The sequence below is a fragment of the Blautia faecicola genome, assembly GCF_004123145.1.
Taxonomy (GTDB): Bacteria; Bacillota; Clostridia; order Lachnospirales; family Lachnospiraceae; genus Oliverpabstia; species Oliverpabstia faecicola.
Map to the genome: position 1 here is coordinate 946,184 of NZ_SDKC01000001.1, position 21,726 is coordinate 967,909.

Below are 21,726 nucleotides of genomic sequence, written 5' to 3' on the forward strand. Positions count from 1 at the left end.
TGGGAGAAAGTTGAAATATGGTGGGAATGGCAGGAAATAAAAGGAATGAAGGGATAGAACTTATTCAGAGGGGGAGAACAGAAGGAAAATAGGGGGAGACAGTATGTTGAAAGCTGTGTTTAGAAAAAGTTTACTTGAGGGCAGGAGGATTCTGTTTTATAATATAGGTTAAGTAACCGGAGGCACGGGGAGTGATGGGTGGTTTCGGGGACAGTGTCTCATGGAATGTGGGATGAGAAAGGGATAAAGGGATGTCAGAAGACAAGGATTTACAGGAAAAAGAGATGCAGGGGCGGGAGGCTTCTGATGGAAATACGAAGGAAGACGAGTACGAAAAAGTCTGCTTTCTGTGTCGGAGACCGGAGAGTAAGACGGGACCGATGATTACGCTTCCTCAGAATATACATATCTGTACGGAATGTATGCAGAAGAGTTTTGATACCATGAATAACGGCAATATGAATTACGGAGATCTGATGAGTCATATGCCGAATATCAGCATGATGGATCTGTCGAGTATTCCGAATCAGGTATCAGAGAAACAGAGAGTGAAGAAAAAAAAGAAAACAGAAGAAAAGAAACAGGAATTTACCATGAAGGATGTTCCGCCGCCACATAAGATCAAAGCGAAGCTGGATGAATATGTGATCGGACAGGAGCATGCGAAGAAAGTTGTCTCTGTCGGCGTCTACAATCATTACAAACGGGTGCTCAGTTCGGAACAGAAAAGCGGTGAGGTGGAGATCGCGAAGTCCAATATGCTGATGATTGGACCGACCGGAAGCGGTAAGACTTACTTGGTGCAGACATTGGCAAAACTGCTGGATGTGCCGCTTGCGATCACGGATGCAACTTCCCTGACGGAAGCCGGTTATATCGGTGATGATATCGAGAGCGTGGTTTCCAAACTGCTTGCGGCAGCCGATAACGATGTGGAGCGGGCGGAGCATGGAATTATCTTTATCGATGAGATTGACAAGATTGCCAAAAAGAAAAATACGAACCAGAGAGATGTCAGCGGTGAGGCGGTACAGCAGGGGATGCTGAAGCTTCTCGAGGGCAGTGATGTGGAAGTGCCGGTCGGCGCGAACAGCAAGAATGCTATGGTACCGCTGGCTACGGTAAATACCAGCAATATTTTATTTATCTGCGGTGGTGCATTCCCGGATCTGACTGAGATCATCAAAGAGCGGTTAAATAAAAAATCGTCGATCGGTTTCCAGGCGGATCTGAAGGACAAATACGATAACGATAAAAACCTGCTGGATAAAGTGACGGTGGAAGACCTGAGAGCCTTCGGTATGGTGCCGGAATTTCTGGGAAGACTGCCGATTATTTTCACGTTGCAGGGACTTGATGAGGATATGCTGGTGAAGATCCTGAAAGAGCCGCGCAATGCAATCCTCAAACAGTATGAAAAACTACTGGAGATGGACGAAGTGAAGCTGGAATTTGAAGAGAATGCGCTGCGGGCGATTGCGAAAAAAGCACTGGAAAAAGATACCGGTGCGAGAGCACTGCGGGCGATTCTGGAAGAATACATGCTGGATATCATGTATGAGATTCCGAAAGATGACAGCATCGGAGAGGTGATCATCACCGAAGAGTATATCGAACACATCGGTGGTCCGAAGATCCTTCTGAGAGGACAGGAACCGCTGTTGTTGCAGTAAAAAGGATACAAATGGGGTTAATATGCAAGGAGGTATGACTTATGAACGAAGATTTATTTGGAAGCATCAAACAGACGATCACAGAGACCGCAGGAGCTGTGGGAAAGAAAACAGAGGAATTTGTTGAGACACAGAAGATGCGAAACAAAGTGCGGACACTGCAAAGAGAAATTCGGAAAAAATATGCGGATGTCGGTGAAATTGTGTATAAGCGCTATGTAGACGGAGATACCATGGATGAAGAACTGACCGGTCACTGTGAAGTGGTGATGGGTCTGCAGAAAGAACTGGCAGAGTGTAAAGAGAGCATGGCTGCAAAACAGGGAAAAAATGTATGCCCTGCCTGTGGAATCTCCAATCCGAAAGATGCCGTATTCTGCATGTACTGCGGTACGGAACTTCCGGGGGAAGAGGAAGAAAAAGAAGAGGAATGGTTTACCCAGGGACCGGTAGAGGAGACGGAAGACCAGGAAGAGAAAGAAGGCGAAGAGCCGGAAACAGAAGTTGAAGAAGAAACCGAAGAACCCCAGGAAGAAACAAAAGAAGAAACAGCGCCGGAACAGGATGCAGAGCAGGAAGTATGGGATGCCTGCGCACAGAAGGAGGACGGCGATGAAGAGTGAAGAAAAACTGGATCAGTGTTATGAGGCAGTGAAAGATCAGCTCCCATTTGTACCGAAACTGGCGCTGATCCTTGGATCTGGTCTTGGTGATTATGCAGACCATGTGACTGTGGAAAAGGTTATTCCGTACGAGAGCATCGAAGGATTTCCGCGGTCTACGGTAGCCGGACACAAAGGACAGTTTGTATATGCAAAGGTAGAAGGGGTACCGACCGTTATGATGCAGGGGCGGGTACACTATTATGAAGGCTATCCGATGCAGGATGTGGTACTTCCGGTGCGTCTGATGAAGAAAATGGGTGCGGAGATCCTGTTTCTGACCAATGCCGCCGGTGGTGTCAATGAGAACTTCCATGCCGGGGATCTGATGATGATCACCGATCAGATTTCAAGTTTTGTACCGTCTCCGCTGATCGGAGCCAACAGAGAAGATCTGGGACCGCGTTTTCCGGATATGAGTGAGATTTACCGGAGGGAGTACCGGAAGATCATCCGGGAGAGCAGCAAAGCGTTGAACATTGATCTTCAGGAAGGAACGTATCTGCAGTTTACCGGTCCGGCGTATGAGTCTCCGGCAGAGATCCGCATGGTACGGACACTGGGGGCAGATGCGGTGGGAATGAGTACCGCGTGTGAAGCTGTCGCAGCCAACCATATGGGAATGAAGATCCTGGGAATTTCCTTTATTTCGAATCTGGCAGCCGGCATGAGTACACAGCCGCTGTCCCACAAAGAGGTGCAGGAAGCCGCCGATCTTGCCGCACCGAAATTCCGTGCGCTGGTAACGGAAGTGATCCGAAGAATCGGTGAACATGAAAAGTCAGAATAGTATAGAAAAAGGGGAGAAAAATGGAAGTTTTTCGCCCTTTTTTCGGTTATGATGAGAGTATCTGGTGTTTGGCAAAAACACAAAATGATAAATGTAAAAGGGAGAGATAAAACTATGGAAAAAAGATGGTGGAAAGAAAGTATCGTATATCAGATTTATCCGAGAAGTTTTAAGGACAGCAACGGAGATGGAATCGGTGATCTGAACGGTATCACAGAAAAGATGGATTATCTGGAAAAACTGGGAGTGAATGTCGTATGGTTATCACCGGTATACCAGTCTCCGAATGATGATAATGGATACGATATCAGCGATTATCGTGCGATCATGACCGAGTTCGGAACCATGGAAGATTTTGACCGGATGCTGGCAGCAGCACATGAGCATGGAATCAAAATCGTCATGGATCTGGTAGTCAACCATACCTCCGATGAACATCCATGGTTTATAGAGAGCAGAAAGTCTAAAGACAATCCATATCGCGACTATTATATCTGGAGAGATGGAAAAGATGGAAAGGAACCGAATAACTGGGGCTCCTGTTTCTCCGGGCCGGCATGGGAGTATGATGAAGAAACGGATATGTATTATCTGCATCTGTTTTCAAAAAAACAGCCGGATCTGAACTGGGATAATCCAAAAGTCCGGGAAGAAGTATTTGACATGATGAACTGGTGGCTGGAAAAAGGAGTAGATGGATTCCGTATGGATGTGATCAGCCTGATCTCCAAAAAGCCGGATCTGCCGGATGGAAAGCCGGGAATCAATGGATACGCAAGCTTTAATGAGCCGGCAAACGGTCCTCATGTCCATGAATATCTGCAGGAGATGCGTGAAAAAGTATTAAACAATGCGGATACCATTACCGTAGGCGAGTGTTCCGGTGTGACTCTGGAAGAAGCTAAAAAATACGCAAGAAGCGATGAAAAAGAGCTGAATATGGTATTCCAGTTTGAACATATGGATGTGGATGCTGATGCGGATAACAAATGGACCGATAAAAAGATGGATCTGCGCGAGATGAAAGCTGTTCTGACCAAATGGCAGAAAGGTCTGGAGGATATTGCCTGGAACAGTCTGTTCTGGGAGAATCACGATCAGCCACGTTCGGTATCCAGATATGCCGATGATTCCGCAAAATATCATGATGTATCTGCAAAGATGCTGGCAACCTGTATTCACATGATGCAGGGAACTCCTTATGTATATCAGGGAGAAGAACTTGGCATGACGAACGTTCCGTTCACATCGATCGATCAGTTCCGTGATCTGGACAGCATCAATGCTTACAGAGAACTGGTAGAAGAACAGCATGTATTTACCGCGGAAGAAATGATGCGTTATCTGTGCCGTAAGAGCCGTGACAATGCGAGAACACCGTTCCAGTGGGATGACAGTGCTTATGCAGGATTTTCCACCGTAGAACCATGGATCATGGTCAATCCGAACTATAAAGAGATCAATGCGAAGAAACAGGTCGACGATCCGGAATCTGTATTTAATTATTACAGAAAGCTGATCGCACTGCGAAAAGAAAAAGAGATCATCGTATACGGAACTTATGATCTGTTACTGCCGGAGTCCGAAGAAATCTATATGTATACAAGAACACTGGGAGAAGAAAAACTGTTGGTGGTATGTAACTTCAGTGAAAAAGAAGTAGCAGTAGAGATTCCGGAGGAATTCCGCAAGGGAAGCTATCTGATCGCAAATTATCCGGAAGGAGAAATCAAAGAACAGATGACGATTCGCCCGTATGAAGCATTTGTGCTTGAAAAATAAAAGGAAACTGTGAGGGTATTGAACAGTTATAAGAAGAGATGAAAGAAAAGGTCGCTGTGTTTACAGAAAAATGTGAATGCAGCGATCTTTTTACGATTGCAGAAAATAAATAGCCTGTACAAAGACAAAAAAATAGTGCAGGAAGCGGGACTTGAACCCGCACGATATTGCTACCACAGGCACCTGAAGCCTGCGCGTCTGCCAATTCCGCCATTCCTGCACAACTTTTATTATGAAGTTTCGTTGCATCTCAACAACATAATGTACTATACATGAAAAAACACTGGTTGTCAACAGATTTTTTGAAAAAACATAGAAAAATATAGAAAATAGAGAACTTTTATGAAATGCGTAATTGAATAATGTATTCCGACGATTCGCGGAAATTAACTGTAAAAACATTTTCTGACAGGAAACAGACAAACAACTATCGGTAACTAACACAAGTAATAGTGAAAACTGGTTTTATATTGTTTAATATAATTATAGAGAAGGTAAGGTCAATCATAGAAAAAGTTTTGCAGAAACGAAGGGAGGAAACTTTATGATGTGGAAAAAAGTTATTAGCATGCTGCTGATCGCAGCTATGCTGGCGATGCCTATAGGCTGTGGAAAGGACGGAAACAAGGATAAAGACACAACTTCAGGAGTAGAAACGACAGATACCGGAGACGATTCTGCCGAAACGGATGCTCCGCCCAAAACACCGGTACCAAAGGAGGACAAAGAAACCAAAGAATCAGATAAAGACACGGATACCGAGAACGAAACAGATTTCTCGGACGATGATTATGAACCGGCACAGGTTACGAAAAAAGAATATGAAAGTATGTCTGCTCAGAATCTGATAGATCGTATCAAAGACGTGAAAAATATCACAGAAGACGAAGCACTGGCACTTTATTCTACATATGCTTATACAAACTATACAGAAGACTTTTATGGCAGAGAAGAAAATATTACCGATGAGGCTTTCAAAATCCTCAAGGATGATGGATGCAAGATTCCATATACCACAACAATCAGGGATAACATGCTCCACAGTGAAAATGCCAACGTTCGCGCCTATGCATTCACCACGATCGGAGGCCTGTTTGGCACAAGCAGTGAGGAAGAAAAGATGGCAGAAGAAGTACTGGCCAAGGAAACAGAACCTGTAGTATTATTTGCCGCTTTAAGAAGTCTTGGAGGTGCCGTGAGCAATCCGGCGGTTGCAGAGTTCGTTTTGAATATGACCGAGCACGAGAATGCCAATGTCCGGAAACAGGCAGCCCTTGCTATAGGATCTGAATGGGCTATGGGTATTGACGGCATGGTAGATGCCATTCTCAAACTGATGGGGGATGAGGATGAGGAAGTAAGAACGTGTGCATATAAGTATGCCGGAAGGCTCCACGATGACCGGGTGATCGATCCGCTGGAGGAAGTTTTGAAGGACAGCAGTCTGGTTCAGTTCCACGATGCGTGCATCACTTCCCTGACCTATATGTGGTATGATTACCCCAGTCATAGATATACCAATGAAAGGGCATACCGCATAACGATAGATTATCTGTCACAGAAGCCACGCAACGGAGAGATTCCATATTGGACAACGGTTGGCGCATTCAGAAGTGCTTCCAGCATGGGCACCAGCTATGAAGACTGGAAGAAAGAAGCCACCTATTTTGATGAGGCAGAAATTAATAACCTGATGCTGGATATCGTAGCGGATCAGGATGCAGACAGAAGAGGAAGAGAAATCGCAATGAAATATATCATGGAGCGTGGAGACGATGCTTCAAAAGAAAGCTTAAAGAATATCATGGAAAATATGACCGAGGATGATCCGGGGCAGTTCCTGATGTCCCACACCTATGAAGCTTTGATAAATAAAGAGTAACTATTCAGTGGCCACTGTCCAGCGAGGTGTTTTGGCATGAATACACCAAAATCCCGATCTATCTTAGGTGCGCTCGAAATCTTTTATAAAGGGGGAAACATGTGTGAAAAATAAAAATATATTGCTCAGAGCCCTTCTTACAGGAATGCTCTGCATTACATCGCTGACCATATTTACCGGATGTATTGACAAGCAAGACGGAGACGGCATGGTAAATGGAAGAACGGCGGATGGAGAACTCCCGGAGAATGGAGATGCCGAACCGGTTCCCATCAAGGCCAACAAGGCCGGAAAACCGGAAATAAAAGATAGTTCCACTACAGAGAAACCGGAACAGCCGGAAGAACCGGAGACTACTCCAAAACCGGAAAAGAAAGAAGAGACAGAAGAGACAGAAGAACAGAAAGCAGAGAAGTCTCTGGAAGCTTTTCGCCAGAGCATGGAAGGAACCCTTCAGAACTTTGGAGTGGCCTTTCTTGGAGAAGTGGACGAATCCTATGTAGACCGGATACCGGAATGGATCGAAGAAAACTTCCCGGATCTTTCGGAGGAGTATCCATTTGTAAAGATGATTCCAGAAGAAAGAATCATTGGAAACGAAATCGGACAGCTGTTTTGCGTTGTTCCGAGAAGCGGTGATGATCCGGTGGAGATCATAGAACAGAGGATGAACTTTGAGACTTTTGAGATGGATGAAGTAGGGCAGCTGTATTCCTCCGAGACCGGAGAACCCTATCTTGTGATGTGTAACGGAGTGGGAGGATATGCTACGGCTATGATCTCCATGGGAACAGAAGCCGGCTACCAGGCAGACTGGTATCCCATGATGGATATGCTTGGACGCGTGGCAGTCCCTGTTACCGAGTCGGATGAGCCCCAGGCTAAGGATTTTACGGATTATGCCGCCTGCGGTGCCAGCAGATTTGGAGGATGGTACGGAGATGTCAGTATGGAGCTGAAAGAAAAGAATCTGGCAGACACTAGCTGGGAACTTCAGATAGCGATGGGAAGTACGGATAGTTATGGAAACTATTTTCTGGAATTCCGAAAAGGTGGGAAATTACATATTTCCTGGTGTGAAAGAGAATATGGCGTGGACGAAGAGGACTACGATGATACAGAAACAGAGGCTTATGAAGGAACCTGGAGCTGTTCCCAGGAGAAGGGGAGAACGTATCTGACAATGGAGGCGACACGAACCGGTGGCGAATGGTATCAGAAGGGTGAAGATCCGGTTACCTGGTCAGAAACATTCTGTGTGTATTCTGTATACAGCGGTTCGGGACTGCTTCTGGAAAATGAGACAGAAAACGCCAGCATGCCGTCCAATCAAAATGATACACAGCTTCTGGAGGCCATCAGGACCTATGGATAATGTTTCGAGAAACCGACAGGATAAAGATTCAGAGAGTATATAAAGAATGGAAGGAGGGATAGCGATGAATAGTGTAAAAAATGGTAAGAAGAAAGATATAAAAATTATTCTATTGGGTATTCTGGTGGGACTTGTTGTGTGTGGTGCAGGAATTTATGGTGTGGTCTCAAGCCGGATAGCAAGCCATGAGTATAAAAACAGTACGGATATTCGGGAGGTTTCGGCTGTTGTCGGATATTGCAGAGAAGTCGTAAATAAAGACAAGGATGAGGATGGATATCATCGTGAAAGAGAATTACGGGAATACAGAGTGAAAGTCACTTTTGAGATCGATGGAGAAACCTACCAAGACAGAGACACCGTATACTGCTGGAACGATGAGGAGATCAATACAGGGGACGAGATCGACGTGGAAGTTTACAGAACGTCAAAAGGAAAATATAAGATTGTGCCAGACAGAGATCCCCTGGAATTCTTGTTCTGCTGTGCAGCTATTATCCTTGGAGCAGGTTTTGCAGCGATCTTCATAGCCGAAATGTTCAAGAAAGAACCGGAAAACGGTGAAGAATCAGAAAAAAAGAAAAATAAGGATAAAAATAGAAATAGATAACATGAAATGGGAGGCGACATATGGGACTATCAGATGCATCGTGGTTTGCTGCAACAGTTGCCATTTTGTTAGGGATTTATATCGGTGAACGGATACTGGATATCGATTTTTCTGTTTTTCTGGCAAAAAACCGGAAAAAGGGGAAAATAAAAAGAATGATGGAACAGCGCGGCGATACCACTCTTCAAAAGTCAGGAATACGCCGTGATATAAGGAAAGCCTTCGAGAGAATCCTGATTCCCCTTGAAAAAGCGGATAAAAACAGACTTCCCTCAAGAATGGATATGACTTTTCGGAAAAATATCGTAAGACAGATTGATCGACTGAATCAGCAGAAGCTGTGCCGTGAGATTCTGATGACAGACGTGGAAGTTCAGCCGGACAATGATTTTGAACGCTGGAACAATGATGGACGAGAATGGAGAGAATCTATTATCAAGTGTAGTGCTCTGGAACGCCTGATTTCCACTGAAGATGGGAAAATCCGTTATGAGAATTATCGAAAACATGCCTATCTTCGGATCCTTCAGTCTCGGCATATCCGAAACTCAGATCGTGTCCAGAAGAAAAAAAGTTATTATTCCACCGTACAGAAAATCATCTGTCCATCCTGTGGAGCGTCGGTGGAACTGACCGGTCAGCAGGTGGTCTGTGAGTACTGCGGAGGTGTGATCCGAAGCGAGTTTTATGACTGGCAGACGGAAAGATTTGAGGTATATGAGCGAATAGGAACAAATCTTCGGCGTGCATTGCTTTTGACAGGGGCTATGGGAATCGTGTATGTCTGCGTATTTTTATGCCTGTATATGATCGAGGATACAGAAGTTTCCCTGACAGCCGGTGTTGGTGCAGCTCTTCTGGTTTTTGTGCTGATCCTGGTATCCAATCAGTTTTTCCGAAACAGACAGGAAAAGATGGCGGACTCCATAGTAAGATACTCGGAGAATTATCTCAGGTCCTGTATCGGTGATGCCATTTATAACGAAACAGAATCGGATGAACTGATGGATTATGGAATCGGAAATATCACGTTAAAGAAAGTGGTCAACACAGAATATATTACAAAAATAAAGGTAAAAGTCTGTGCAAGCGAGACCTATTTGCCAGATAGAAGAAATCCATATAGAAAAAAAGTGAAGCGAACACTTATCATGCAAAGAGCCCGTTACCCGGAAAGAAGAAGAGAAGACGGCGTTTTCTTCATGGAGAAAGAATGTCCATCCTGTGGAGCCAACTTTGTACCGGATGAGAATCATTGCTGCTCCTTCTGTGGATACAGCCTGAAGAGTGACAATGCCAAATGGATTTTGGTAAAATAGAAGAAAAAAATAGTGCAGGAAGCGGGACTTGAACCCGCACGATATTGCTACCACAGGCACCTGAAGCCTGCGCGTCTGCCAATTCCGCCATTCCTGCACATCTGTTAAGTATGAAATTCTGTATGTCTCATCGACAAAACATACTATACATGAAATTGTCGAAGTTGTCAATACTTTTCTGATAAAAAAAACAATTTATTTTATTATCCGGTAAGAAGAGGAGAGATTCATGAAACAAAAAGCAAAGAAGAATCAGATCAGGGAGCCAGAATACCGGGAAAAGAAAAAGATAAAATAAAAATCAGAAAATGAAAATTGAAAAGTACATAGAAATGTGAGAGAATAAATCTGCACAGAGACAAAAAAACAGTGCAGGAAGCGGGACTTGAACCCGCACGATATTGCTACCACAGGCACCTGAAGCCTGCGCGTCTGCCAATTCCGCCATTCCTGCACATCTGTTAAGTATGAAATTTGTTTGCCGCTCCGTCAACGACAAGTGATACTATACAGCATAAAACGCAAAGTGTCAACACTTTTTTTGAAAAAAAGATAAAAAAATATTTCTCCCGCAGAAAGCGACACTTTTCTCAAATAAAGTATTGAAATGAAAAAGACTTTGTGGTAAAATCTCTAAGATTACGCAAGGGGGAGTGATTTCAAGGGGAATTTCTCCCCTTTTATGCGGAAAAAGACACAAACGGGCTGCAAAAAGCCTACATAAGAAAAGAGAAAGGAAACGGAATGATGAAAGCTTTTTTAATACTTGAAGATGGACATGTATTTACCGGAACCAGCATTGGAGCCAAAAAAGAAGTCATCAGCGAGATCGTATTCAATACTTCCATGACTGGATATCTGGAAGTGCTGACAGACCCGTCTTACGCAGGCCAGGCTGTATGTATGACTTATCCGCTGATCGGCAATTACGGTATTTGCTATGAGGATACGGAGTCTTTGAGACCATGGCCGGATGGATATATTGTAAGAGAACTTTCCAGAACACCAAGCAACTTCCGGTGTGAAGATACGATTCAGAATTTTCTGAAACGATTTGACATTCCGGGAATCGCAGGGATCGATACCCGCGCGCTGACCAGAATTCTGAGAGAAAAAGGAACCATGAATGGTATGATCACAACGGATGAAAATTATGATTTGGATACCATCATTCCGAGACTGAAAGCATATACTACAGGAAAAGTAGTGGAGAAAGTAACCTGTTCTGAGAAAAAGGTACTGAAAGGCAGCGGAAAGAAAGTAGCCCTTCTGGATCTTGGCGCAAAGAACAACATCGCGAAATCTCTGAATAAAAGAGGATGCGAGGTAACGATTTATCCTGCATCTACCACAGCAGAGGAGATCCTGGCATCCAATCCGGACGGTATCATGCTGTCAAACGGCCCTGGAGATCCGAAGGAGTGTACGGAAGTGATCAAAGAGATCCGTAAATTATACGAGTCCGACACACCGATCTTCGCAATCTGTCTTGGACATCAGCTGATGGCACTGGCAACCGGTGCGGATACCCATAAGATGAAATACGGTCACAGAGGAGGCAATCATCCGGTCAAAGATCTGGAAACCGGAAGAGTGTATATTTCTTCTCAGAACCACGGATATGTGGTAGACACCGACAATCTGGATCCGAAAGTTGCCGTACCGGCGTTTATCAATGTAAACGACGGAACCAATGAAGGACTGAAATATACAGGGAAAAATATTTTCACCGTACAGTTCCATCCGGAAGCATGCCCGGGACCACAGGATTCCGGTTATCTGTTTGACCGGTTTATCAAAATGATGGGAGGAGAAGAGTAATGCCAAAGAATCCAGAGATTAAGAAAGTACTGATGATTGGTTCCGGTCCGATTGTTATCGGTCAGGCAGCAGAATTTGACTATGCAGGAACACAGGCCTGCCGTTCTCTGAAAGAAGAGGGCGTGGAAGTTGTCCTGTTGAACTCCAACCCGGCAACCATCATGACCGATAAAGATATCGCAGACAAAGTTTACATTGAGCCGCTGACCGTAGAGGTTGTGGAACAGCTGATCCTGAAAGAAAAACCGGACAGCGTGCTTCCTACCCTGGGTGGTCAGGCAGGACTGAATCTGGCGATGGAACTGGAAGAGAGAGGATTCTTAAAAGAACATAATGTAAGACTGATCGGTACGACTTCCCAGACCATCAAAAAAGCAGAAGACCGTCAGGAATTCAAAGATACGATGGAAAAGATCGGTGAGCCGGTTGCGGCATCCCTGGTTGTTACAACCGTAGAAGACGGTATTGCATTTACCAACACGATCGGTTATCCGGTGGTTCTTCGGCCGGCATATACCCTGGGCGGAAGCGGCGGCGGTATCGCTCACAACGAAGCGGAACTGATCGAGATCCTGGAAAATGGTCTGCGTCTTTCCCGTGTAGGCGAGGTTCTGGTAGAAAGATGTATCGCCGGATGGAAAGAAATCGAGTACGAAGTAATGCGTGACGGCGCAGGAAACTGCATCACCGTTTGTAATATGGAAAACCTGGATCCGGTTGGTGTACATACCGGTGACAGTATCGTTGTGGCACCGTCTCAGACACTGGGTGATAAAGAATACCAGATGCTGAGAACTTCCGCACTGAACATCATCACAGAGCTTGGCATCACCGGTGGATGTAACGTACAGTACGCTCTGAATCCGGACAGCTTTGAATACTGTGTGATCGAGGTAAATCCGCGTGTATCCCGTTCTTCCGCACTGGCAAGTAAGGCAACCGGATACCCGATCGCAAAAGTAGCAGCAAAGATCGCTCTGGGTTACACTCTGGATGAGATCCCGAATGCCATTACCGGAAAAACTTATGCAAGTTTCGAGCCGATGTTAGACTACTGTGTTGTCAAGATTCCGCGTCTGCCATTTGATAAATTTATCAGTGCAAAACGTACCCTGACCACACAGATGAAAGCAACCGGTGAGGTTATGAGTATCTGCAATAACTTCGAAGGTGCACTGATGAAAGCCATCCGTTCCCTGGAACAGCACGTAGACAGCCTGATGTCCTACGATTTCTCAAATCTGTCCAGAGAAGAGATGCTGCAGGAACTTCATATTGTAGATGATATGAGAATCTGGAGAATCGCACAGGCGATCCGCATCGGTATTTCTCAGGAAGAGATCCATGAGATCACCAAGATCGATCTGTGGTTTATCGATAAAATCGCGATCCTGACCGAGATGGAATATGCGTTAAAGACCAGGGAACTGGACGAGGATCTGTTAAGAGAAGCAAAACGCATGGAATTCCCGGATTATGTGATTGCAAAACTGAACGGAAAGACAGAAGAAACGGTAAAAGAAATGCGTAAAACATACGGTATCACCGCAGCTTACAAAATGGTAGATACCTGTGCCGCTGAGTTTGCAGCCACCACACCGTATTATTACTCTGTATATGGCGGAGAAAATGAGGCAGAGCGCACACCGGACAAGAAAAAAGTTCTGGTACTTGGTTCCGGCCCGATCCGTATCGGACAGGGTATCGAGTTCGACTTCTGTTCTGTACACTGTACCTGGGCCTTTGCAAAAGAAGGTTATGAGACCATCATCATCAACAACAACCCGGAAACCGTAAGTACAGACTTTGATATCGCTGACAAACTGTATTTTGAGCCGCTTACACCGGAAGATGTGGAAAACATCGTAAATATCGAGAAACCGGACGGAGCAGTGGTGCAGTTCGGTGGACAGACCGCTATCAAACTTACCGAGGCACTGATGAAGATGGGTGTGCCGATCCTCGGAACATCCGCAGAAAATGTAGATGCAGCCGAAGACCGTGAGCTGTTCGATGAGATCCTGGAACAGTGCCAGATCCCGAGACCAAAGGGACAGACCGTATTTACCGCTGAAGAGGCTAAGAAAGCTGCCAACGAACTGGGTTATCCGGTTCTGGTTCGTCCTTCTTACGTTCTGGGTGGTCAGGGTATGCAGATCGCGATCAACGATGAAGATGTGGAACAGTACATCGGCATCATCAACCGGATCGCACAGGAACATCCGATCCTGGTCGACAAATACCTGGTAGGTAAAGAGATCGAGGTTGATGCGGTATGCGACGGCGAAGACATCGTAATCCCGGGTATCATGGAGCATATCGAGAGAGCCGGTATCCACTCCGGAGACAGTATCTCTGTATATCCGGCACAGACCATCAGCAAGACTGCAAAAGCTACCATTGAAGAATACACCAAACGTCTGGCCAAAGCACTGCATGTCATCGGCATGATCAATATTCAGTTTATCGTATGCGGTGAAGAAGTCTATGTCATCGAGGTTAATCCACGTTCTAGCCGTACCGTTCCGTACATCAGCAAGGTAACCGGTATCCCGATCGTTCCTCTGGCAGCAAAAGCCATCATGGGATACAAACTGAAAGATATGGGTTATACACCGGGACTGCAGCCGGAAGCAAAATATTTTGCGATCAAGATGCCGGTGTTCTCCTTCGAGAAGATCCGTGGTGCGGATATCAGTCTTGGACCGGAGATGAAGTCCACCGGTGAGTGTCTGGGTATTGCGGAAAGCTTTAATGAGGCACTGTACAAAGCATTCCTTGGTGCAGGTATCAATCTGCCGAAACATAAAAATATGATCATGACCGTTCGTGATGAGGATAAAGAGGAAGCAGTTGAGATCGGGAAACGGTTTGAAGCACTGGGTTACCGGATCTATGCAACCAGAAATACAGCTAAAACGCTGCAGGAAGCCGGCGTAAAAGCAATCCGTACCAATAAGCTCGAACAGCCGTCACCAAACCTGATGGATCTGATCCTGGGTCACAAGATCGATCTGGTCATCGATACACCTTCTCAGGGTGTGGAACACGCAAAAGACGGTTTCCTGATCCGAAGAAATGCTATCGAGACAGGTGTTAACGTTCTGACTGCTATGGACACAGCCAAAGCACTGGTAACCAGTCTGGAAAATACAGATCTGAACAGGCTTACGCTGATTGATATCGCACAGATCTAATAAAGGGGAAAATATGGATATTATCGAATTACTGAAAGTAATTTTTCTCGGTATTGTGGAGGGAATCACCGAATGGCTTCCTGTAAGCAGTACCGGCCATATGATCCTGGTGGATCAGTTTATGAAACTGAAAGTCAGTGAGGAATTCTGGCAGATGTTCCTTGTGGTCATCCAGCTGGGAGCCGTACTGGCGGTTGTGGTACTGGATTTTAAAAAATTATGGCCATTTCATAAAAATGATCCGTCCAGAGAGAGTAACTGGAACTATATCAGTACGAATGAGCGTATCGGGAAATTACAGAAATTTGCAGACAAATACATCAACATGAATAAGATCGTGCTGTGGTTAAAGATTCTGGTATCTTGTGTGCCGGCAATCATCGTGGCACTTCCGTTTAACAACTGGATCGAGAAAACATTCATGAATTACTGGGTCGTTTCCGTGATGCTGATCGTATACGGTGTACTGTTTATTGTTATCGAAAACTACAATAAAAGCCGGAAGCCCAGCAGAACAAAGCTCAGTGATATTTCTTTCAAAGATGCACTGTTTATCGGAATCTTCCAGCTGCTTGCCCTGATTCCGGGTACTTCCCGTTCCGGTGCAACCATCATCGGAGGTATTCTCCTCGGCATGAGCAGAAAACTGGCAGCGGAATATACCTTTTTCCTTGCCATCCCGGTTATGTTTGGAGCAAGCTTTCTGAAACTGATAAAATTTGGTCTGCATTTTACCGGAACAGAGGTTGTATATCTGCTGCTTGGTATGGTTGTCGCTTTTGGTGTTTCCATTGCAGCGATCAAGTTCCTGATGGGTTATATCAAGAAACACGATTTCAAGGTATTTGGATGGTACCGGATCGCTCTTGGTGTTGTGGTACTTGCTTATTTCCTGCTTGCATAAAGTAGAAAACAGGAATAAACTAACGATAGAGGTGTTGATCTGTAACAGAAACCGGTATCGGCAGATCATAAACCGGAACCCATATCTGTATGGAATTCGGTAAATACCGTGACAGTGACGGGTGAAATTCGCAAAAGGTATTTTTACCCGATTATGTATGAGAGAAAGTAAGAGGGCGTAACATGGAGAAGAAGAAAGTTGTCATTGCTCTGGGACACCGGGCACTTGGTAATACGTTGCCGGAGCAGAAAGAAGCTACAAAAAGAACTGCAAAAATCATTGCGCAGCTGGTAAAAGAGGGCGCAGAGGTCGTGATTTCTCACAGTAATGCACCCCAGGTGGGTATGATCCATATGGCAATGAATGAATTCGGAAAGTATCATCCGGATTATACATACGCACCAATGTCCGTGTGTTCTGCCATGAGCCAGGGTTATATCGGATACGACCTGCAGAATGCGATCCGTGCAGAACTGATGAAAGAAGGCATCTACAAACCGGTATCCACGATCCTGACACAGGTAACCGTAGACACGTATGACGAAGCTTTTGCTGAACCTGTTAAAGTCATCGGACGTGTGCTGAATGAGCAGGAAGCGGAAGAGGAAGAAAATAAGGGTAATTACGTTACCAAGATCGGTGACGGTTACCGCCGAATCGTAGCTGCACCGAAGCCACAGAAGATCGTGGAGATCGATGCGATCCGTGCACTGCTTGATGCCGGACAGATCGTTATCGCCTGCGGCGGTGGCGGAATCCCGGTTCTGGAGCAGGGTACGGAACTGAAGGGTGCAAGTGCGGTTATTGAGAAAGATTATACCAGCGGTCGTCTGGCAGAACAGCTGGATGCAGATGAACTGCTGATCCTGACCAGTGTGGAGAAGGTTTCTGTGAATTTCCACAAGCAGGATGAGGAAGAACTGGGCGAGATTTCTGTTGCACAGGCGAAAGAATATATGGCTGAGGGACAGTTCGAAGCCAACACTATGCTGCCGAAGATCCAGGCTTCTGTCGAGTTCGTGGAACAGGGCGAAGGAAAGAAGGCTGTGATTACTTCAATCGATAAGGCAGTGGATGCGTACCTTGGACGGACGGGTACAGTGATCTGCTAAGAGCGTATATTGCTTTTTTATAAAAGGGCTATCGTTTTCAAAATGAAGTGTTTTGAAGACGGTAGTTCTTTTTGATTTTCAAGGGGACGCCGGCATGGATTGGGAGCCTGGGTGCGGGAACGTGGGTAGAGCAACTTTAAGCTAGCCACTAACTGCGACTATATTCACTTGGGTCAGCTGACCCAAGCGAAAGTCTCCGTAAGTGTCGGATCTTAAAGCTTGCTCTAACCGCCCACAAAGTGTTCCCGCACCCAGGCTCCCAAGCCATGCTGGCTGTGTACTGGTGAGTACTAAATGATGAAAAAGATTGGGGATGAATGAAAATGAGTAAATAGTGTATCTAGGTGAGAAAATACGATAGAGATTTACGAAAGAAAAAATCGAAAAACAGTAATAAGGAGCAAAACTTCCGTACAGAAAACATATTATGAAAATATATTTAAAGTATCACATATATCGAAGAAAAACTACTACGAAAACGTAAAACCAGCGATCCATCTTTCCTCCCCAGGGATTTTCCGGGGAAATTCATCACCAGTTTTAGCCAATATCAGCCGGAGAAGGGGACGGGCGGGAGCGGGGAGGGAAGGGGCGAACGCACTTTGTGGGCGGTTAGGGGAAGCTTTGAGATCCGACGCTTACGTAGGCTTTCGCGAGGGTCAGCTGACCCTCGTGAATAATAGCCGGAGTTAGCGGCTAGCTCAAAGTTCCCCTGCCCACGCGTTGCCCCTCCCTCCCCGCTCCCGCCCGTCCCCTTCTCCGGCGTCCGCCTCACAACCATTTCCCCGCAAAATCCCATCCCCCCTCTTCTTTTTTTGTGCAAAATATGCTATTCTATAAATATCTATGGGCAATTGACCCGCCCACAATCCAAAGGAGGTTGACAGTTGATGAAATTATCAAAGATTTTAGAACGTTTGGAATATACATGTCTGCAGGGCACCCTTGATCAGGAGATTGAGGAAGTTGTTGCGGATTCCAGAAAAGCAAAGGAAGGTTCTCTTTTTATCTGTATCCGTGGTGCCGTTGTGGATGGTCATACATTTGCAAAAAGTGTAGCCGGACAGGGAACGAAGGCAATTATCGTGGAAGAACCGGTAGAAGTGCCGGAGGATGTGACAGTGATCCAGGTAAAGGACAGCCGGTATGCGATGGCACTTGTGGCAGCAGCCTACTATGATTATCCGGGAGATAAGCTGCGTGTGATCGGAATCACCGGAACAAAAGGAAAAACCACAACGACCTACATGGTAAAATCCATTCTGGAAAATGCCGGTTACAAAGTGGGTCTGATCGGAACCATCGAAACAATCATCGGAGATACCGTGATCCCGTCTGCAAATACCACACCGGAATCTCTTCTGGTGCAGAAATACCTGCGACAGATGTTGGATGAAGGTTGTGACTGTGCAGTGATGGAAGTATCCTCCCAGGGACTGATGCTTCATCGAACCGCAGGATTTACCTTTGATATCGGTATCTTTACCAATATCGAACCGGATCATATCGGACCGAACGAACATACCAGCTTTGAACACTACCTGTCCTGTAAAAAGATGCTGCTTCGCCAGTGCCGGATCGGTATTGTCAACAGAGATGACGAACATTATGAAAAGATCATTGACGGACATACCTGCAGTCTGGAGACGTACGGATTTTCACCGGAGGCCGACCTTCGCGCTGTCAATCCGAAACTGCTGACCAAGAAAGGCGTACTGGGTATTTCCTATGAGCTGCAGGGACTTCTTAATTTCCCGGTAGAGATCGATCTGCCAGGAAAATTCAGTATTTACAATTCCCTGACCGCCATTGCAATCTGCAGACATTTTAACGTATCCGAAGAAAACATCTGCAAGGCACTGAAATATGCAAAAGTAAAGGGAAGAATCGAGATGGAAAAAGTATCCGACGATTTCACCCTGATGATCGATTACGCGCACAATGCGATGAGTTTGGAATCCCTCCTTACTACGTTGCGGGAATATAAACCGAACCGCTTGGTATGCCTGTTCGGCTGCGGCGGTAACCGTTCCCGTGACCGTCGATTTGAGATGGGAGAGGTGTCCGGTAGACTGGCGGATCTGACGATCATTACATCGGATAACCCGAGAAATGAAGAACCACAGGCAATCATCGACGATATCAAGACCGGTATCAGCAAAACCGATGGAAAATACGTGGAGATCATTGATCGGAAGGAAGCCATCGCCTATGCGATCCATCACGGACAGCCGGGAGACATCATTGTACTTGCGGGAAAAGGCCACGAAGACTATCAGGAAATCAAAGGAAAAAAATATCCGATGGATGAACGTGTGCTGATCCGTGAGATCCTGGAAGAAGATGCAAAGAAAAAAGCATGACAAAGACATATGTGGATATTATTGTAGATATTACCAGTGAAAAACTGGATCGGTCCTTTCAGTATCTGGTTCCGGAACATCTAGAAGGAAAATTACAGCCGGGGATGCAGGTGCAGGTTCCGTTTGGAAACGGAGGCAGGACGATCAAAGGGTATGTGATCCGGGTGACGGATCAGCCGTCTTTTGATGTCAGCCGCATGAAAGAGATCCGGGAGGTGGAGACGGGAAGCAATTCCATCGAATCCCGCCTGATCGCGCTTGCCGCCTGGATCCGGGAACAGTACGGTGCCACGATGATCCAGGCATTAAAAACCGTACTTCCGGTCAAGCAGAAGATGAAACAGAAAGAAGAGCGCTGGATCCAGTTACTGCTCACAAAGGACGAAGCGAACGAGCAGTTGGAACTATGCCGCAGAAAACATTATGTGGCAAGACAGCGTCTTCTGGAAGCACTGCTTGAAAACAATACGATTTCCTATAGCCTGGCACTGGATAAACTGCATCTGACTGCCAGTGTGATCAAGACGATGGAGAGTGCCGGCACGGTTTGTATCCAGACCAAGGAAGTGTATCGCAATCCGGTGCAGAACACAGAACAGGAACAGACAAAACAGCCGCTGTCACCGCCGCAGAGAGAAGTGGCAGACGGTATCCTGAAGGGCTGGAGAGAACAGGATCTTCGTCCGGTACTGATCCACGGGGTGACCGGAAGCGGAAAGACTCAGGTGTATATGGAACTGATGGAGGAAGTGATCCGACAGGGAAAACAGGTGATCCTGCTGATCCCGGAGATTGCACTGACGTATCAGACGGTGCAGCGGTTCTACCGCCGGTTTGGAGCCGGAATCTCGGTCTTACACTCCAGACTTTCCCCCGGGGAGCGTTCCGATCAGTTTGAGCGGGCGAAAAAAGGGGAATTGCAGGTGATGATCGGTCCGCGGTCCGCACTGTTTACCCCGTTTCCGAATCTCGGTCTGATCGTGATCGATGAAGAACACGAAACCTCGTATCAGAGTGAGACGGTTCCCTGCTATCATGCCAGAGAGACGGCGATCGAGAGAGGCAATCTGGAACACTGTCCGGTCGTGCTGGGGAGCGCAACGCCGTCGGTGGATGCCTACTATCAGGCGCAGAACGGAACGTACCGGCTGTTTGAACTGAACAACCGGTATGAAAACAGGCAGATGCCGGAAGTTTATTCCGTGGATCTGCGGGAAGAATTAAAACAGGGAAACCGGTCGATCTTAAGCGGAATCTTACAGGAGAAGATTGAAGACCGGTTAAAAAAGAAAGAACAGATCATGCTGTTTTTAAACCGCCGCGGCTATGCGGGATTTTTCTCCTGCCGTTCCTGCGGGACGGTGATGAAATGCCCGCACTGTGATGTTTCCCTGTCACAGCACCGGAACGGAAAACTGGTGTGCCATTACTGCGGATATGAGACGAGACAGCCGCAGCAGTGCCCGGTGTGCGGATCTCCGTATATTGGAGGATTTCGCGCGGGAACGCAGCAGATTGAGGAAATTGTAAAAAAACGATTTTCTCAGGCGCGTGTTCTGCGGATGGATCTGGACACGACCAGAAAAAAAGAAGGACATACCAACATTCTGGCTGCATTTGCAAATCAGGAGGCGGATATCCTGATCGGCACACAGATGATCGTCAAGGGACATGACTTTCCGAAAGTGACGCTGGTCGGCGTGCTGGCTGCGGATCTTTCTTTGAATATCAGCGATTACCGGGCAAGTGAGCGGACGTTCCAGCTGTTGACACAGGCGGCGGGAAGAGCCGGGAGAGGGGAAAAACCGGGAGAGGCGATCATTCAGACGTACCAGCCGGAACATTACAGTATTCAGGCGGCGATGCATCAGGATTACCGGGCATTTTACGAAGAAGAAATCGGCTATCGAAAGCTTCTCGGATACCCTCCGGCATCAAACTTGCTGGCAATTCACGGAAGCTGCGGAAATGAAGAACTTCTGGAGACAGGAATGCAGTATATCAGAAAATTCTTGAACCGGGTGGATAGCCACGGACAGCTGCAGATCATCGGACCTGCGGATGAAACCGTATCGAAGATCGCCGATATGTATCGGAAAGTTATTTATGTAAAACAGGAAGACCACCAGCTGCTGTTGCGTGCAAAGGGCAGACTGGAACAATATATAGAAGTAAACAGCGGTTTTCGGGAGATCCGGATCCAGCTGGATTTTAACCACTGACAGGAGGACAAAAA

Annotated in this window: 14 protein-coding genes and 3 tRNA genes; 14 read left to right on the forward strand and 3 right to left on the reverse strand. The window is 46.2% G+C overall.

Annotation, left to right across the window (positions count from 1 at the left end; translation table 11 throughout):
• The first annotated feature begins 251 nt into the window (after positions 1-251).
• The 4 genes from clpX (at position 252) to ETP43_RS04415 (ending at position 4,907) form a co-directional block, all read left to right on the forward strand.
• Positions 252-1,673 carry an ATP-dependent Clp protease ATP-binding subunit ClpX gene (gene clpX / locus ETP43_RS04400; protein WP_129257156.1) on the forward strand — a complete coding sequence of 474 codons (1,422 nt, stop codon included), beginning with the start codon at positions 252-254 and terminating at the stop codon, positions 1,671-1,673.
• Between the two features lie 41 nt (positions 1,674-1,714).
• Positions 1,715-2,296: a zinc ribbon domain-containing protein gene (locus tag ETP43_RS04405; RefSeq protein ID WP_129257157.1), complete on the forward strand. Its 582-nt coding sequence runs from the start codon at positions 1,715-1,717 to the stop codon at positions 2,294-2,296.
• Complete coding sequence (locus ETP43_RS04410; RefSeq protein WP_022400316.1) at positions 2,286-3,125, forward strand: purine-nucleoside phosphorylase; 840 nt, start codon at positions 2,286-2,288, stop codon at positions 3,123-3,125. Before ETP43_RS04405 ends, ETP43_RS04410 begins: the two co-directional genes overlap by 11 nt.
• 114 nt (positions 3,126-3,239) lie before the next feature.
• A complete protein-coding gene (locus tag ETP43_RS04415) occupies positions 3,240-4,907 on the forward strand; it encodes a glycoside hydrolase family 13 protein (RefSeq protein ID WP_129257158.1) in 1,668 nt (555 codons plus the stop codon).
• 136 nt (positions 4,908-5,043) lie between these two features.
• On the opposite strand, the gene ETP43_RS04420 is transcribed toward ETP43_RS04415, so the two are convergent.
• Positions 5,044-5,127 (reverse strand) — tRNA-Leu (locus tag ETP43_RS04420).
• Positions 5,128-5,451: 324 nt separating this feature from the next.
• On the opposite strand from ETP43_RS04420, the gene ETP43_RS04425 reads away from it, so the two are divergent.
• The 4 genes from ETP43_RS04425 (at position 5,452) to ETP43_RS04440 (ending at position 10,093) form a co-directional block, all read left to right on the forward strand.
• Positions 5,452-6,789, forward strand: a complete 1,338-nt coding sequence (locus ETP43_RS04425; RefSeq protein ID WP_129257159.1) for a HEAT repeat domain-containing protein — start codon at positions 5,452-5,454, stop codon at positions 6,787-6,789.
• A gap of 103 nt (positions 6,790-6,892) precedes the next feature.
• Entirely contained in the window at positions 6,893-8,164 is a 1,272-nt protein-coding gene (locus ETP43_RS04430) for a hypothetical protein (RefSeq protein ID WP_129257160.1), read from the forward strand.
• Between the two features lie 64 nt (positions 8,165-8,228).
• Positions 8,229-8,774 carry a hypothetical protein gene (locus ETP43_RS04435; protein WP_129257161.1) on the forward strand — a complete coding sequence of 182 codons (546 nt, stop codon included), beginning with the start codon at positions 8,229-8,231 and terminating at the stop codon, positions 8,772-8,774.
• Positions 8,775-8,794: 20 nt separating this feature from the next.
• Positions 8,795-10,093, forward strand: a complete 1,299-nt coding sequence (locus ETP43_RS04440; protein ID WP_129257162.1) for a zinc ribbon domain-containing protein — start codon at positions 8,795-8,797, stop codon at positions 10,091-10,093.
• 13 nt (positions 10,094-10,106) lie between these two features.
• Here the strand turns inward: ETP43_RS04440 and ETP43_RS04445 are convergent.
• Both ETP43_RS04445 and ETP43_RS04450 read right to left on the reverse strand, forming a co-directional pair.
• A tRNA-Leu gene (locus tag ETP43_RS04445) sits at positions 10,107-10,190 on the reverse strand.
• 273 nt (positions 10,191-10,463) lie between these two features.
• Positions 10,464-10,547: transfer RNA gene (locus tag ETP43_RS04450), tRNA-Leu, on the reverse strand.
• 293 nt (positions 10,548-10,840) lie between these two features.
• Here ETP43_RS04450 and ETP43_RS04455 point away from each other — a divergent pair.
• The 6 genes from ETP43_RS04455 to priA all read left to right on the forward strand — a co-directional run bounded on the left by ETP43_RS04455 (position 10,841) and on the right by priA (position 21,712).
• Positions 10,841-11,914 (forward strand): carbamoyl phosphate synthase small subunit, encoded by a 1,074-nt coding sequence (locus tag ETP43_RS04455; protein ID WP_129257163.1) that lies wholly within the window; start codon positions 10,841-10,843, stop codon positions 11,912-11,914.
• On the forward strand, positions 11,914-15,111 hold the full coding sequence (gene carB / locus ETP43_RS04460; RefSeq protein WP_129257164.1) for a carbamoyl-phosphate synthase large subunit: 3,198 nt from the start codon (positions 11,914-11,916) through the stop codon (positions 15,109-15,111). Before ETP43_RS04455 ends, carB begins: the two co-directional genes overlap by 1 nt.
• A 13-nt stretch (positions 15,112-15,124) precedes the next feature.
• Positions 15,125-16,015 carry an undecaprenyl-diphosphate phosphatase gene (locus tag ETP43_RS04465; protein WP_117525265.1) on the forward strand — a complete coding sequence of 297 codons (891 nt, stop codon included), beginning with the start codon at positions 15,125-15,127 and terminating at the stop codon, positions 16,013-16,015.
• A 182-nt stretch (positions 16,016-16,197) separates the two neighbouring features.
• Positions 16,198-17,127, forward strand: coding sequence for a carbamate kinase (gene arcC / locus ETP43_RS04470; RefSeq protein WP_022171601.1), 930 nt, complete (start codon positions 16,198-16,200; stop codon positions 17,125-17,127).
• A gap of 890 nt (positions 17,128-18,017) precedes the next feature.
• Positions 18,018-19,490 carry a UDP-N-acetylmuramoyl-L-alanyl-D-glutamate--2,6-diaminopimelate ligase gene (locus tag ETP43_RS04475; protein ID WP_129257165.1) on the forward strand — a complete coding sequence of 491 codons (1,473 nt, stop codon included), beginning with the start codon at positions 18,018-18,020 and terminating at the stop codon, positions 19,488-19,490.
• Positions 19,487-21,712, forward strand: a complete 2,226-nt coding sequence (gene priA, locus ETP43_RS04480; protein WP_129257166.1) for a replication restart helicase PriA — start codon at positions 19,487-19,489, stop codon at positions 21,710-21,712. Before ETP43_RS04475 ends, priA begins: the two co-directional genes overlap by 4 nt.
• Positions 21,713-21,726: the final 14 nt, after the last annotated feature.

Bases quoted from the DNA above. Each gene is read 5' to 3' on its own strand.
- ETP43_RS04435 (WP_129257161.1), top strand. From the start codon at position 8,229: ATGAATAGTGTAAAAAATGGTAAGAAGAAAGATATAAAAATTATTCTA.
- ETP43_RS04410 (WP_022400316.1), top strand. From the start codon at position 2,286: ATGAAGAGTGAAGAAAAACTGGATCAGTGTTATGAGGCAGTGAAAGAT.
- ETP43_RS04465 (WP_117525265.1), top strand. From the start codon at position 15,125: ATGGATATTATCGAATTACTGAAAGTAATTTTTCTCGGTATTGTGGAG.
- ETP43_RS04475 (WP_129257165.1), top strand. From the start codon at position 18,018: ATGAAATTATCAAAGATTTTAGAACGTTTGGAATATACATGTCTGCAG.
- arcC (WP_022171601.1), top strand. From the start codon at position 16,198: ATGGAGAAGAAGAAAGTTGTCATTGCTCTGGGACACCGGGCACTTGGT.
- ETP43_RS04415 (WP_129257158.1), top strand. From the start codon at position 3,240: ATGGAAAAAAGATGGTGGAAAGAAAGTATCGTATATCAGATTTATCCG.
- clpX (WP_129257156.1), top strand. From the start codon at position 252: ATGTCAGAAGACAAGGATTTACAGGAAAAAGAGATGCAGGGGCGGGAG.
- ETP43_RS04405 (WP_129257157.1), top strand. From the start codon at position 1,715: ATGAACGAAGATTTATTTGGAAGCATCAAACAGACGATCACAGAGACC.
- ETP43_RS04425 (WP_129257159.1), top strand. From the start codon at position 5,452: ATGATGTGGAAAAAAGTTATTAGCATGCTGCTGATCGCAGCTATGCTG.
- ETP43_RS04455 (WP_129257163.1), top strand. From the start codon at position 10,841: ATGAAAGCTTTTTTAATACTTGAAGATGGACATGTATTTACCGGAACC.
- carB (WP_129257164.1), top strand. From the start codon at position 11,914: ATGCCAAAGAATCCAGAGATTAAGAAAGTACTGATGATTGGTTCCGGT.
- ETP43_RS04440 (WP_129257162.1), top strand. From the start codon at position 8,795: ATGGGACTATCAGATGCATCGTGGTTTGCTGCAACAGTTGCCATTTTG.
- priA (WP_129257166.1), top strand. From the start codon at position 19,487: ATGACAAAGACATATGTGGATATTATTGTAGATATTACCAGTGAAAAA.